14 protein-coding genes and 1 other annotated feature are annotated in these 14,634 nt (G+C 42.9%); all 14 genes read right to left on the bottom strand.

Translation table 11 applies throughout. The features are described from left to right. Positions 1 to 27: 27 nt before the first annotated feature. Positions 28 to 915 (bottom strand): RluA family pseudouridine synthase, encoded by an 888-nt coding sequence (locus tag ACHUFA_RS05925; protein ID WP_222349884.1) that lies wholly within the window; start codon positions 913 to 915, stop codon positions 28 to 30. After that, positions 899 to 1,363, bottom strand: a complete 465-nt coding sequence (gene lspA / locus ACHUFA_RS05920) for a signal peptidase II (protein WP_222349882.1) — start codon at positions 1,361 to 1,363, stop codon at positions 899 to 901. Before lspA ends, ACHUFA_RS05925 begins: the two co-directional genes overlap by 17 nt. Position 1,364: 1 nt before the next feature. Further along, positions 1,365 to 2,270 carry a LysR family transcriptional regulator gene (locus ACHUFA_RS05915; RefSeq protein WP_222349880.1) on the bottom strand — a complete coding sequence of 302 codons (906 nt, stop codon included), beginning with the start codon at positions 2,268 to 2,270 and terminating at the stop codon, positions 1,365 to 1,367. An 83-nt stretch (positions 2,271 to 2,353) separates the two neighbouring features. Then, the gene (locus ACHUFA_RS05910; protein WP_394405178.1) at positions 2,354 to 3,169 is read right to left on the bottom strand and encodes a formate/nitrite transporter family protein; all 816 of its coding nucleotides are present in this window, start codon (positions 3,167 to 3,169) and stop codon (positions 2,354 to 2,356) included. Positions 3,170 to 3,276: 107 nt separating this feature from the next. After that, complete coding sequence (locus tag ACHUFA_RS05905) at positions 3,277 to 4,137, bottom strand: GNAT family N-acetyltransferase (protein ID WP_394405177.1); 861 nt, start codon at positions 4,135 to 4,137, stop codon at positions 3,277 to 3,279. A 171-nt stretch (positions 4,138 to 4,308) separates the two neighbouring features. Then, positions 4,309 to 5,184, bottom strand: coding sequence for an N-carbamoylputrescine amidase (gene aguB, locus ACHUFA_RS05900; RefSeq protein WP_222349874.1), 876 nt, complete (start codon positions 5,182 to 5,184; stop codon positions 4,309 to 4,311). An 11-nt stretch (positions 5,185 to 5,195) separates the two neighbouring features. Next, on the bottom strand, positions 5,196 to 6,278 hold the full coding sequence (gene aguA / locus ACHUFA_RS05895) for an agmatine deiminase (RefSeq protein WP_222349871.1): 1,083 nt from the start codon (positions 6,276 to 6,278) through the stop codon (positions 5,196 to 5,198). After that, complete coding sequence (gene nspC, locus ACHUFA_RS05890; RefSeq protein WP_394405176.1) at positions 6,278 to 7,405, bottom strand: carboxynorspermidine decarboxylase; 1,128 nt, start codon at positions 7,403 to 7,405, stop codon at positions 6,278 to 6,280. Before nspC ends, aguA begins: the two co-directional genes overlap by 1 nt. Continuing rightward, on the bottom strand, positions 7,405 to 8,664 hold the full coding sequence (locus ACHUFA_RS05885; RefSeq protein WP_222349856.1) for a saccharopine dehydrogenase family protein: 1,260 nt from the start codon (positions 8,662 to 8,664) through the stop codon (positions 7,405 to 7,407). Before ACHUFA_RS05885 ends, nspC begins: the two co-directional genes overlap by 1 nt. Further along, positions 8,661 to 9,521 carry a polyamine aminopropyltransferase gene (gene speE / locus ACHUFA_RS05880; RefSeq protein ID WP_394405175.1) on the bottom strand — a complete coding sequence of 287 codons (861 nt, stop codon included), beginning with the start codon at positions 9,519 to 9,521 and terminating at the stop codon, positions 8,661 to 8,663. The genes ACHUFA_RS05885 and speE overlap by 4 nt, the downstream gene beginning before the upstream one ends. A 2-nt stretch (positions 9,522 to 9,523) precedes the next feature. Then, a complete protein-coding gene (locus ACHUFA_RS05875) occupies positions 9,524 to 10,981 on the bottom strand; it encodes an aminotransferase class I/II-fold pyridoxal phosphate-dependent enzyme (RefSeq protein ID WP_394405174.1) in 1,458 nt (485 codons plus the stop codon). Between the two features lie 1,063 nt (positions 10,982 to 12,044). Further along, the gene (gene rpmA, locus ACHUFA_RS05870; protein ID WP_222349845.1) at positions 12,045 to 12,338 is read right to left on the bottom strand and encodes a 50S ribosomal protein L27; all 294 of its coding nucleotides are present in this window, start codon (positions 12,336 to 12,338) and stop codon (positions 12,045 to 12,047) included. 48 nt (positions 12,339 to 12,386) lie between these two features. Then, entirely contained in the window at positions 12,387 to 12,701 is a 315-nt protein-coding gene (rplU, locus tag ACHUFA_RS05865) for a 50S ribosomal protein L21 (protein WP_394405173.1), read from the bottom strand. A 35-nt stretch (positions 12,702 to 12,736) separates the two neighbouring features. Next, positions 12,737 to 12,808: a sequence feature (ribosomal protein L21 leader region), on the bottom strand. A gap of 115 nt (positions 12,809 to 12,923) precedes the next feature. Further along, positions 12,924 to 14,459 (bottom strand): AMP-binding protein, encoded by a 1,536-nt coding sequence (locus ACHUFA_RS05860; protein WP_394405172.1) that lies wholly within the window; start codon positions 14,457 to 14,459, stop codon positions 12,924 to 12,926. Between the last annotated feature and the right edge of the window lie 175 nt (positions 14,460 to 14,634).

The following is a 14,634-nucleotide window of genomic DNA, read 5'->3' as shown; positions in this document are numbered from 1 at the left end:
GCTGGGCACATCTGTCCCAACTTCTATTTATTGACGTAATTTTTCTAAGGTTTCTTGGAAAATAGCTGGCGCTGGAGCAGTAAAAGTTACCAGTTCACCAGTTCTTGGATGCGTGAATCCAAGCGTCTGCGCATGGAGAAATTGACCATGTCCTTTCAAGGTTTTGCGTGGACCGTAAACCTCATCGCCAGCCACTGGATGACCGATATAAGCCATGTGGACACGAATCTGGTGCGTCCGCCCCGTTTCCAAAGTCAACTCAACCAAGGTATAATCTCCAAAGCGTTCCAAAACTTGGAAGCGAGTAACTGCTTCTTTGCCTTTTGCAGTGACTGCCTGTTTCTTACGCTCCTTGTCTGAACGACCGATAGGCGCCTCAATCACACCGCGGTCATTTGGTAGATTTCCATGAACGATAGCTACATACTTACGAAGAGACTTTTTCGCTTTTAATTCTTCCGCCAACTTAGTATGTGCCTCATCACTTTTGGCGATCATGAGCAAGCCTGAGGTATCCTTATCAATCCGATGCACAATACCTGGACGCATGACACCGTTGATACCTGATAAGTCCTTAACATGATAAAGCAAAGCATTGACCAAGGTTCCTGATGGGTGACCTGCTGATGGGTGAACCACCATGCCCTGCGCCTTATTGACCACAGCAACATCCGCATCCTGATAGATGATGTCAAGAGGCAAGTCTTCTGGCAGGTACTCTATCTCTACTACTTCTGGTACTTGATAGGTAATCACATCGCCTTCTTGCACACTGTACTTGGCTTTTTTGACTTGACCATTTACCAAAACCTGACCAAGTTTGATCTGTTCATTGGCAAGGGCGCGTGATAATTCTGTCTCATCCGCCAAAGCCTTGTCCAAACGAACTCCACCTTGTTTAATTCTTACTTCCATATTCCTCCTCTCGCAATATACAAATAAATAATAGTGCCACACCAACCGTCAAGCAGGCATCTGCTACGTTAAAAACTGGGAAATCAATAAATTCCGTGCGGAACATATCCACCACATATCCAAGTCTCAAGCGATCAATGAAATTTCCAAGACCACCCGCAATGATCAAGGACAGAGCAAATAACTGCCACAAACTGCCCCTGATATTTTTCACAAAATACCAAATCGCACCTGTCATGACGACAATGGTAATAATGGTAAAGAGCCACTGCTGATGTTGCAGCATAGAATAGGCAGCACCGTAATTTCGCAAATAAGCCAAACTCATAAAACCTGAAATCCATTCTCGACTGGTATCTAGCTCAATATTACTTACCGTCCACCATTTTACCAGCTGATCCAGGCCAATTAAACCTGCCATCAAAACTGGAAAAGTAATTTTTCTCATCTTATCCCTTCTTCTTATCAAAATAGGCCTGCATAGAAGCTACAAAATCTTGTGCACACTGACTCAAGTCTGTTTCTTCTCGCTTGACATAGACCATCCGATTTTCCAACTCATCGACTAAAGGAATAACCGTAATCCCATGCACACTCTCGCTATCTAAGAAACCTGAACCAGTCGCGTAAGCATCCGTCCGCTCCAAGATACCATTTAAAGTCGCCCGGTCTGTCACATCATAGGTCACTGACGAATCCGATGTATCAAAGAAGTTTTCAGAATAATAAAGGTACTCTTCCTTTTCTTGAGTAAAACGAACAGTCGGTAAGCCCTTTAAATCATCCAACTTAATCTCTTTATGACTAGCTAATGGATGCCCCTTACGGATATAAATGTGAGTTTGAAAATGAATCATCTCCACCACATCCAGATGCAACTTACTCAACTTTTGCATAATCCCTTTGGTATTGCGTGGATTGAGGTAAATGATTCCTAACTCACTGTGCCCTTGTGCGACTTCATCCAAAATTTGCACCGTTGTGGATTCAAAAATACGGAAATTACGGTATTCAGGAAAATTCTGTGAAAACTCTGTAATCAATGGTGGCAAAAAATCATAATGCTGGCTAGAGATGGAAAACTCTGGTCTTTCCTCTTCAGGTTGCAAATAAAGATGTTCAAAGCTATCAAATCCTTTGACCAACTGCTGTGCTTTTTCGTAAAATTCCATACCACGGCGCGTCAAAAAAGTTCCTGAACTTGTTCGACTAAAAATTTTAAAACCTAATTCTTTTTCCAAATCACGAACTGAAATAGAAAGACTTGGTTGAGAAACAAACATTTTTTCAGCTGCCTCACGAAAAGTTCCACTATTGGCAATCGCTACAACATAGCGTAATTGTTGAATATTCATAGCATTCTTCCTTTATAAAGTCCTCCTTATTATACCATAAAATGATAGAAAAACGAGACTCACAAGGAATCTCGTTAGGAACTTTAATCTAAGTATAAACTACTTTTTTGATTGAGCCAACTATAGGTAACTCCCATCACTACACCACCACCGACATAATTTCCAAGACCTGAGAAAAGGAAATTAGACAGTACAGAGGCTAGTGTCATCCCCTCAACAGGGCCTCCATTGACAAAATAAGCTAATGAAAATGTAGAGAAATTAGCAATAACGTGTTCATAACCAAGAAAGGCGAAGATGAAAATGATGAAAATCGTTGCAATGATTTTACCAGCATCATCCTTCATACGCAATGCAGCTAAAACGGAAATATTGACCACAATATTGGCAAAAATTCCTTCTACAAACTGTGTCAGCGGTGTCTTGCTCAACTTAAGGGTTGCCATTTCAAGAATGGCACTATGGGCGTCCACATGACCTGTTTGGAAAGGACTCGTCAGAGACAAGAAATAACAGACAATGACAGCACCAACAAAATTAAAGAAAATACAAGAAAACAGAATTTTCAAGGCCGTTTTGGTAGGAATCACCTTTCGATGAATGGCATTAGTCATGTACATCATATTGGATGTTCCAAGTTCTGCATTCATATAGACAATCATCGTCAAGCCCCAACCAAACATAATGGCATAGCCAAATTTACCAATGCCATCAACGACATGATTGAGCTTGTCCATCACATAAACAGAAATGGCATAACCAAGCGTCAGATATAAAGTTGCTAACATAGCTCGAACTGCATAAGCGCCATAACAATTTTCAATTAACTCTGCTTTTTTCTTGATACTCTTGTCCAAAGTTGCTAACAATGGACTCCCTTTTTCTGTGTAATCTGCCACTTTTATTACCTCACATTTTAATTGTGAATTTCATCACGTACCGTACTAGTATATCAAAATTTCAGAAAAAGAAAAGGCTTTCTTGAAACTTTTTTGATATTTTTTACTTAAACTGACAGGTAAGTGATTTCGGTCAAAGCTTGAAAACCTAAATGCTGATAAAGAGACTTGGCAGGTGTATTCTCCTCATCAACTGCTAACTGGAAGACTCGCTTATCGCCATTTTGTATACGGTCATTTACAACGGTCTGAACCAGATAGGTGCCTAGACCTTGATGACGGCATTCTTCAGCCACTGCTAAGCCAAAAAGATAGTCCTCATCCGTCGCCGTGTCCACAGTACAAGAGGCCACCACTTCACCGTGACGAATCACAATATAGAGTTGCTGCTCTGGGTTCTCCACTGCTTCCCTCGCGTAACGCACACGATCATCGCTTTCTCCCTGACCAAAAGCCTGAGCCTGGAAATCAGCAATAGCTTCCACATGGTCCATACTAGCTAAAGTCACCATACAGTCTTCTCTTTTTTCTATGGAAAATGGCTGGCGTTGTCTTTCCATAAGAATCTCTACATCCCCTGTTGGCTCTAGGCCCCAAGCCTTCAGAAAATCTGGATGTTTCTCTATGAAAATCGATTCCGTCACAAAATATTCGGTTTGCAAATCAAAAGCAGCTGTTGCATTTTTATATGCTTGATACAGTTTTCGAGCAATCCCCTGTCTGCGGACATCTGGTCGCACATAAATGGACAATTCTGGCTCCGTATCGTCAGCGTACACCGCTAAAAACCCCAACAATTCCTTGTCTTCATAAGCTAAGAAAAAAACTGGCATTGTCACATCAAAATTCAGATTATTGGACAAATACGGTTCTCGAAAAGTCTTGTCATATCCTTGGCAAATTTTCACTAGTTTTCGCATGGCTTCTACACTTGACGGGCCTGGTTTTTGATACTGCTTAATTTTCATCTTTCTACTCCTTTTTATTATTTTATCAAAAAGGGACCTAGAAAAACAGCTCTAGGTCCGTTATCAATAAGAGTTTAGCAATTAAAGATTAGCAATAACTACCGCTTCAACCCTAGGGAGAATGAATTGACTCTTCTATTTGCTACTAAACGAACAATTTTAGCGATATCTTTACTTGGTAATCCGCCCATACATTTGTGGTCTGCGGTCTCGGAAAAGGCCCCAATCTAGGCGCTCTTTGACACATTTATCAAGGTCAAAGTCGGCTAGTAAAATGGTTTCGCTTGTTCGGTCCGCTTCAGCTACTTTCAAACCTGTCTCATCGGCAATAAAGGACGAGCCATAGAAATTAAGCTCTGAACTCTGCTGATTATTGCCCTCAGTTGGTGACACGCGCTCCAAACCAACGCGGTTAGCCGCAATGACTGGCATGATATTGGCTGCGGCGTGGCCCTGCATGACACGTTGCCAGTGGCCGCTAGAATCCGTGTCCAAAACGGGCTCTGACCCAATAGCCGTCGGGTAGAGCAGCATTTCAGCACCATTCAAGGCTAGACAACGCGCGGTTTCTGGGAACCATTGGTCCCAACAAATGCCAATCCCAATCTTACCAAAACGGGTCTCCCAAACGGTAAACCCAGTGTCCCCAGGGGTAAAATAGAATTTCTCTTGGTAGAAATGGTCATCGGGAATATGGATCTTGCGGTAAACGCCCAACAAAGTCCCGTCCGCATCCAAAATAGCAATAGAATTATAAAGGACATTGCCATCACGCTCATAGAAGGAAATCGGCAAAACCACACCCAACTCACGCGCAATAGGCGCAAAATGACGCACCGCATCATTCTCCTCAACAGGTTTGGCAAAGCTGTAAAAGTCATAATCACGCTCTTGGCAGAAGTAAGGACGCTCAAACAATTCTGGCAAGAGGATGACATTAGCTCCCTGACCAGCCGCCTCACGCACCAAGCGCTCTGCTGTTTTAAGATTTTCAGCCACCTCAGACTGACACTGCATCTGAATGGCAGCTACTCTAACTTGTCTCATAAGTCTCCAATCTATAAAGGAATCTGTTGGGTAATACAGTGAATATTGCCACCACCAAGCAAGATATCACGCGCCGGAATACCAACAATACGACGAAAAGGGAAGAGTTCCGCCAACAAATCACGGGCTGGCTTATCCTGGGGGTCATCAAATTGCGGCACCAAAACCGCATCGTTAGTGATGTAAAAATTCACATAGCTGGCCGCCAAACGCTCGCCAAGCTGACGCTCATCTTCCCCTTCCGCAAAGCAATAACCCGCCAAATCAGTTTCTTCAATCACTTGTGTTTTATCTGGGATACGCATTTTGTGGACCATCAAAGGGCGTCCCTTGGCATCGGTCTCTCGCTCCAAAACCTTGAGATTGGCCAGAGACATGTCATATTGCGGGTCGCTCTCATCGTCCGTCCAAGCCAGCACTACCTGAGCTGACCCCACAAAAGCCGCCACATTATCCACATGCTCATTGGTTTCATCCTCATAAATGCCGTAAGGCAACCAGATAACCTTCTCAGCCCCCAAGCATTCCTTGAGCTGGTCCTCAATCTGCTCTTTAGTCATATGAGGATTGCGCCCAGGACTAAGCAGACAGCTTTCCGTCACCATAACCGTTCCATGGCCATCTGTATGAATGGCTCCGCCTTCTAGGACAAAAGGTTTGGCATCATAGACAGGAAGACTAAGCTGACGAGCAAAAGCTAACGCTACCAAATTATCATCCTCATAGTCTTCATAAAGGCCATCAAAAGCACCGCCCCAAGCATTGAATTCCCAATCAACTGCTAGACGACTGCCATCAGCATGAGCCAGAATGGTCGGACCCGTATCACGTGCCCAAGCGTCATTAGTTGCGATGTCCAGATAGGTCACTCGGTCCCCCAGCGCAGCCTTTGCCTCAGCCAAATGCGCCTCATCCACCAAGAGATAAACCCGCTCACTCTTGAGAATTTCTGTAATAATGCGGGTAAAGGCCTCCTTGGCAGCCTTGCCGTCATAGGGCCAAGAGCCCGAACGAGTCGGCCAAATCATCAAAGTACCATGATGGGGAAAATACTCCGCAGGCATGCGATAGCCCATAGCTTTAGGTGTCTGCATTAAGATAACCTCCCCTTGAAATCTTGATAACCAAAGGATTTGACGATACGGCAATCTCCTTGGGCCTCCATGAGGGCCAAATGTGGCAAGCCAATCCCGTTGAAAGTATTGTTTTTAACAAAAGAATAGATGGCCATGTCTTCAAAATACAACTTATCACCAATCTCTACTGGCTTTTCAAAACTGTAATCGCCAATGATATCCCCTGTCAAGCAAGTATTGGATGACAAACGATAAGTATGTGCTTTGTCACCAGCCTCAAAACCATCTTTCAATGGCGGACGGTAAGGCATCTCCAAGACATCTGGCATATGGCAAGTGGCTGACGCATCCAAAACGAGAGTCTCCAGCCCATTTTCCACTATGTCCAGCACCTCAGTCACCAAGTAGCCTGCATTGAGAGCAATGGCTTCGCCAGGCTCCAAATAAACCTGAACACCGTAAGTTTCCTGCAAGTGACGAATGCATTTGACCAGACGGTCTAGGTCATAGTCCTCTCGTGTGATGTGGTGACCACCACCCAAATTCAACCAAGACACTTGGTGCAAATACTGACCAAACTTGTCTTCAAAAGCTTTGAGAGTTGTCTCCAAATCATCGGAATTTTGTTCACAGAGGGTATGGAAGTGCAAGCCATCCAAGTCTGTCAACCAAGCCGGATTAAATTTATCTGCCGTCACGCCAAAACGAGAACCGTAGGCACAAGGGTCATAAATGGCATGGTCGCCCTGCGTTGAACATTCAGGATTGATGCGCAAGCCGATGCTCTTCCCAGCTGCTTGACACTTTGGCAAATGTTTTTCCAGCTGACGCCCCGAGTTGAAAACCAAGTGGTCACAGATACTTAAAATCTCGTCAATCTCGCTGTCTTTGAAGGCTGGGGCAAAAATATGAACCTCTCCCCCCATCTCCTCATAGCCCAGCTTGGCTTCATAAAGGCCGCTAGCTGTTGTGCCTGCCAAGTACTTTTTGATCAAAGGGTAGGTGGCAAACATGGAGAAAGCCTTCTGCGCCAGCAAAATTTTACAACCTGTCTCCTTCTGAACCCAGTCTAAAATCTGGAGATTTTTTTCCAGTTTCGCCTCATCAATGACATAGCTGGGTGTTGGTAGATCGTGAATCTTCATTAGTCCACCATTTGAGGGTTTTCAACCACAACCCATGGAAGACCGTACTCATTTAGAGCTTCCATGAATAGGTCTGGATCCAATTGTTCCAAGTTGAAGACACCAGCTTCTTGCCAAGTGCCGTCCATGACCAATTTAGTTCCAATCATGGCTGGGACACCTGTGGTGTAAGAAATAGCTTGTGAGCCAACTTCAGCATAGCATTCTTGGTGGTCGCAGACATTGTAGATGTAGATCGTTTTCTCAACACCGTCTTTAACACCAGTGAAAATACAACCGATATTGGTCTTACCAACCGTGCGTGGGCCAAGGCTTGCTGGGTCTGGTAGAAGGGCTTTAAGGAATTGAATCGGAACGATTTCTTGGCCTTGGAAGTTGATGGTATCTGTGCGGAGCAAGCCAACATTTTCCAAGCATTTCATGTGGGTCAAGTAGCTTTGGCCAAAGGTCATGAAGAAGCGAATGCGTTTAACACCTGGAATGTGTTTAGCCAAAGACTCAATTTCTTCATGGTGAAGGAGGTACATGTCTTTTTGCCCCACCTCTGGGAAGTCATACTCACGTTTGATTGACATAGCTTCCACTTCCACCCACTTGCCATTTTCCCAATAAGAACCTGGTGCTGACACTTCACGAAGGTTGATTTCTGGGTTGAAGTTAGTCGCAAATGGGTAACCATGGTCCCCACCGTTACAGTCCAAAATATCGATGTAGTGGATTTCATCGAAGTAGTGTTTGAGGGCATAAGCTGAGAAGACGCTTGTCACCCCTGGGTCAAAACCTGAACCAAGTAGGGCTGTCAAACCAGCTTCCTTGAATTTTTCTTGGTAAGCCCATTGCCATGAGTAGTCAAAGTAAGCAGTGAAACCAAGTTCCTCACAACGTTTTTCATAAATGGCACGCCACTCAGGGTCTTCAGTGTTTTCAGCTTCATAGTTGGCAGTATCGATGTAGTGCACACCAGTTGCCAAGCAGGCATCCATAATAGTCAAATCTTGATAAGGAAGGGCAACATTAAGCACTGCTTTTGGTTGGTAGCTTTCGATAAGGGCGATAACCTCTTCCACCTTGTCAGCATCAAGGGCAGCTGTCTCGATTTTGGTACTTGTTTTACCTTCCAATTTAGCTTTCAAATCATCACATTTTGACTTGGTACGGCTCGCAATCATGATTTCAGTGAAAGTCTCACTGTCCTGACAAATTTTGCTGATGGCAACTTGGGCAACGCCCCCACATCCGATAACTAGTAAACGACTCATTTTTTCTTCTCCTCTGCTTCTAAAATGTCTTCAACGTATTTTGGCAACATAAAGGCGCCGATATGTAAATTGGCAGTGTAATATTCGGTAAATAGCTGGCGCGCTTTCCAGCCGTCCTTATCAAAATCATCAATGGGATGGTATTTTTTAGACACAAAGCCAAACAACCAATAACCTGCTGGGCTTGTTGGAATATGGGCTTGGTAAACACGACTAATCGGGAAAGACTGAATAGCCTTGCGGTGCATGCTTCGGCAAGCTGATTCATCCTCATCGAAGAAGGGACTACCATGCTGGTAAATCATAATCCCATCTTCCTTGAGGGCGCGGTAGCTATTGCCATAAAATTCTTTGGTAAAGAGCCCCTCAGTGTGCCCAAATGGGTCTGTCGCGTCATTAATGATGATGTCATACTCGTCCTCACAATTACGCAAGAAACGTAGACCATCTTGATAATAAATGTTGACGCGAGGGTCATCCAAACCTGCTGAGAAATCTTGGAAAAATTGACGACAGACCTCCACCAACATCTCATCTGGCTCAACAATATCAATCTGTTCCAATTCAGGATACATGCCCAACACTTGAGCAACCCCACCGTCACCACCACCAAGAACTAAAACCTTCTTGGGATTAGGATGAACAGCCATGGGCACATGAACTACCATCTCATTGTAGACGAAATCGTCTGCGTCTGAAAAAAGCACATGCCCATTGAGGGTCAAAATCTTACCAAAAGCTGGGGTGTCAAGGACAGCAATGTCCTGCCACTCACTCTTGCCAGCGTACAATTGTTTGGACGTTCGGAGGGAAAATTTTACATCTGGTGTATGAACTTCTGAGAACCACATTTCCATTCTTAATCAACCTCCTTTATAACATTGATAAAGTTTACCTCAGGATCTTCTGTCCCTTGGAGAGAACAACCACGCTCTTTAGCGAAGATGATGTAATCAATCAAGTCTTGGGTAATGCGTTCACCTGGTGCTAAAATTGGGATACCCGGCGGATAACACATGACAAATTCACCACAAATACGACCAACCGTGTCTTGTAAGGACAAACTTTGACGCTCTGCATAGAAAGCTGCTTGAGGACTCAGCACCATTTCTGGTTGAATATATTCTCCCGACATCAAGTCCTTACCATCACGCGCATAGAGGCGTTTAATATCAGCCAAGGCCCCCACCAAACGCTCAATATCCTGTAAACGGTCACCAATAGAAATATAGGCCAAGATATTGCCAATATCCCCGAATTCAATCTGGATGTCATACTCATCGCGGAGCAGGTCATAGACCTCAATCCCCGTCAGACCAATGCCTTGGGTATAGATAGACAACTTGGTCACATCAAAATCACAAACCGTCACCCCATCAATCAACTCTTTAGAATAAGCATAGTAACCACCAATAGCATTGATTTCACGGCGAGCATACTCGGACATCTCAATTACTTTTTCAAAAGACTCCCGACCACGCAATGCTAAGTTTCTGCGAGAAATATCTAGACTGGATAAGAGTAGATAAGAAGCACTTGTTGATTGTGTCAAGTTGATGATTTGACGGACATACTCTGGATTGAGTCCTTCTCCCAACAATAAAATCGAGCTTTGAGTTAAACTACCACCTGATTTATGCATAGAAACTGCTGACATATCAGCCCCTGCTTCCATGGCTGACATTGGTAAATGCTCATTGAAAAATAGGTGAGCACCATGCGCTTCATCTACAAGGACTTTCATTCCTGCTTCATGAGCCATTTCTGTCAGCACTTTTAAGTCAGAACAAATGCCATAATACGTTGGATTATTGATGAGAACAGCCTTTGCATCAGGATGCTCCTTGATAGCTTGAGCAAACCGTTCATTCTCTAAACCTAAAGCAATTCCAATACGATGATTCACACTCATCTCAATATAAATCGGGATGGCTCCACAGAGAACGAGGGCATTAATGGCACTCTTGTGCACATTACGCGGCAAAATAATCTTATCTCCTGCCTTACAAGTCGCAAGAATCATCGCTTGAACAGCTGAAGTAGTTCCTCCAACCATGAGAAAGGCATGCTGAGCACCAAAAGCATCTGCTGCCAATTCTTCTGCTTCCCGAATAATGGACACCGGATGCCCCAAATTATCCAAAGGCTTCATGGAATTGACATCAATTCCTACACACTGTTCTCCCAGAAGCTCTACTAATTCTGGGTTGCCACGTCCCCGTTTGTGCCCAGGCACATCAAAAGGAACAACACGCTGTTTGCGCAAATTGACCAACCCCTGATAAATAGGGGCACTGTATTGATCTAATCGATTCAATGATACACTCCTTATAAAAATAATATTTTCAGAAGATTCCGAAAATTATTCTCGGTTTTCTAGCACTTTTGCAGACCGGACTTCTTCTCACTCATCACATTAGGATTTCTCTAGCAGTACTCAACTCAACTGCAGGAAAATTAACTTTATAGATAAGAGCGAACGAAGTGAGCCAAACTCTGATATTTTCGCTGTAGTGGAATTATCAGTGACAAAGTCACTGATAACGGGATTTTTGAGAGAGAATAAGTCCAGTGGACTTATTCTGCCCGAGCCTTAAAATTGAGACGCGAGGGGGCTCACTCTTAGGAATGAAACTCCGTAGGAGTTTGCTTCCGTCCGCACTACTCCACGACATGGAATTTTCAAAATCAACACTATTTTGAAAATGGAATTAGTAAGGTAGCAAGGTAAGTCGCTATAGCGATTACCGTAGTTTATCAGTGTTTTTAATCATTGATAAACTTGCTACGTTAGAAAATATCAAAAATTAAATTTTGATTTTCAATGAGCGCTATCAGTCCTAGCTGACCAAGCAAAATTAACAAACAACTTCTTCAAGTGTTCATCTTTTATGAAAAAAGAGCAGGTTTTCACCTGCTCTACAATCGTATGACGTTTTTTGTCTTTGTTTCTGTTGAGTATTCCGTTCCCGATGTTTCCTAACTCTCTAGTTGCAAATATTACGTACTTTATTGACCGTTTCACAAGATGACGTGTGCTTTTACCACACTGCAATTTGGATATTAGGAAACTCTCTTCCTAGAATCAACTTATAAAATGTAGGCTTTTAACCCTATCAATAATGTGATCTTTCGACCACGCTTCGGCATTCAACCCTGCCTGTCCGTAGGCTTTTGTTTACTCGGGTTTATATTTGCTAGAAAACATCTTTTCTAAGCTTCTTAAGTTTAGCATGTAAGCCATATTTCGTCAATAGTTTTTTTGAAAATACTTTTTAAAAAATATTATTTGTTCGGATTTTGCCTACAGAACTCAAACTTTCAAAAAAAACAGGCTCTCCGAAAACTCGGAAAGCCTTATGTTATGCGGGTTTAGCGCATTATTTTGCGATTGGGTAAACAGATACTTGTTTCTTATCGCGACCTTTACGTTCGAAGCGTACAACGCCTTCAACTTTAGCGTAAAGAGTATCATCTCCACCACGACCTACGTTAGCTCCTGGGTAGATTTTAGTCCCACGTTGGCGGTAAAGGATTGAACCACCTGATACAGTTTGGCCGTCAGCAGCTTTAGCACCAAGGCGTTTAGCTTGTGAGTCACGACCGTTTGACGTTGAACCTCCACCTTTTTTGTGGGCGAACAATTGCAATTGAGCAAGATTCAAGTTTAACATAATGTTATTCCTCCAAAATTCTGTGATGACAGTTGTTTAGCGACGCAATTAAGCGTTGATAACGCTGATAACAACTTTTGTATATGGTTGACGGTGACCTTGTTTACGGTGGCTACCTTTTTTAGGTTTGTATTTGTAAGAAACAACTTTCTTTTGTTTACCTTGTTTCTCAACAGTACCTACAACAGTTGCGCCTTCAACAAGTGGTGTACCAACAACAGTTTTGTCACCACCAACGAGAACAACTTCGTTAAATGTAACTTCTTGACCTGCTTCTGCGTTCAATTTTTCAACGTAGATAGCTTGACCAGCTTCAACTTTAACTTGTTTACCGCCAGTTTTAATGATTGCGTATGTGCTCATTATGCACCTCCTATGGATTTTTGGGTTTCCCCTATATTTTTGTGAAGACTCGCCTAGTACCGTGGGGCGAACCACTTAAAACGGTAGTCGTGCGGTTGCACAGGGTGTGCATAGTCAACACTCCTAGTATAGCACTCCAACCGACGTTTGACAAGAGAAATGCTAGTTTTTTTAAGAGAAAATCTGACAAACCGACTGATGAAGAAATGGAAGCGTTATCAACTACAACAAACTTCCTTCTTTCAGCATTTTTTCCAAGGTTAAACGTTGAATTTTCATAGTTGCAGTTCTTGGTAGTTGGTCGTAAGGCAAAATAATCGGTAAATTCAAGTAGGGAAGATTAGAAATAGCCTGCCACCAAGCGTCCATATCCATTTCATACTGATCACGTACTGCTAAGATAGGTTGTGGTTTCCCAACCTTATCGCGTACCAAGACCGCTTCTGCTAAAAAGTCCAATTTATCTAAAAGCATATCTTCCAAAGCCAAATTACTTTGAATCGTCTCAATCAAGTCAACTTGGCGATCCTTGAGATAGAGATGACCATTTTCATCCATAGAACCATAGTCGCCACTATCCCACCATTCATCGTAAACATTTGCAGCAAAACGCTCATCTTCCTTGAAATAAGTCAGAGCACGACCACGCGAATACAATTGAATATGACCATCTACACCTGGAGCAACTGGATTTCCCTCAGCATCCGTAATCCGTGCCTTGGTTAAATCACCAAGTCCCACTCCCATATCACGCGCATTGGAAGATTTCAAACTTTCCAAGGTATGAGGTTTCAAAATCATTGGACCACATTCACTTTGCCCATAAATTTGAAGGAAAATAGCTTTGTCAGAATTCGAGGCTTTCAAGAAGGCTGCCATTGTCGCATTATTGATAGCATCAAATGTGGAATGATAATAATTTATATTGGCGAAAACTTCTGGTTTTTGACGTGCCAAATCTGCCCATTGCACAAAATGATTTGGATGTGTTTCCACTGCTTGTGGCTGGTATTTGAGAAACATTCTTTCAACGACATCACTCTGAGCAGTTGAAAGCGGTAAAAGAGGGAATCCCATCAACATCAAAGAAGACATTCCGATATTGAAACGTGAATGAACTGGTGAGATATGAAATCCAACAATGCGACGTTCTGGCAAATAATTCAAAATTGTCTTTTGAAATTTTGTTCGCCAGCCCATACTATTGGCCGAGTGACAAATCAATTTTGGAATACCAGTTGTCCCTGAAGTGTGAGTAATATAAGCAATTTCATCATGCTCCAAGGCATCCATCTGAACATTCTGGGCTGTTTCTTGAAGTAAAGCCTCAATCGCAATCTTATACTCAGGAGAAATATTTACTGCCTTTTCAACAATAGTGGATGTAAAGTCATCATAAAGGATATAGGGATTTTCTAACCGCTCTGCAAAAACCTCAATCACTTCTTGAGGGAAATGATAAGAAACCATCACCGGAACGGCACCTAGGTAGGTAACAGATACAGCTAGCATATAGGTATCAAATGCTTGTGCCTTAAAAATAATCACCTTGTCACCTTTTTTAACACCCTTCGCAGCCAGTTGGCCTGCACGCTCCACAATCGCTTCATGACTCAGACGATAAGTCGTTTCTACCCCTAGCTCAGGATAGGCTACCAAAGGTTGATCAAAAACAATTTCACAATCAGGGAACAATTGACTTGCTTCCTTGTAGTTCGCATATAGGTTCATTGGTTGATAAGGGAATAATTCAGTCATAAAAACCTCAAAAAATATTTATTTATTCGTTCGTAGTAAAAATTAGTAATCAGTCTACAAAGAACTGGGCTCAAGTCCAACTCCTAATTTTATTTAAGCTAAAATTGCAAGACGCAGTGGTTGATTGGCATCTTTGTTCGCTTTTCAAGCTTCAAAGATAGCCTAATCAACTGTG

The sequence above is a fragment of the Streptococcus hepaticus genome, assembly GCF_043656315.1.
GTDB classification, from domain to species: Bacteria; Bacillota; Bacilli; order Lactobacillales; family Streptococcaceae; genus Streptococcus; species Streptococcus hepaticus.
The sequence above is the reverse complement of the archived record's forward strand: the minus strand, read 5'-3'. Positions and strand labels throughout refer to the sequence as shown.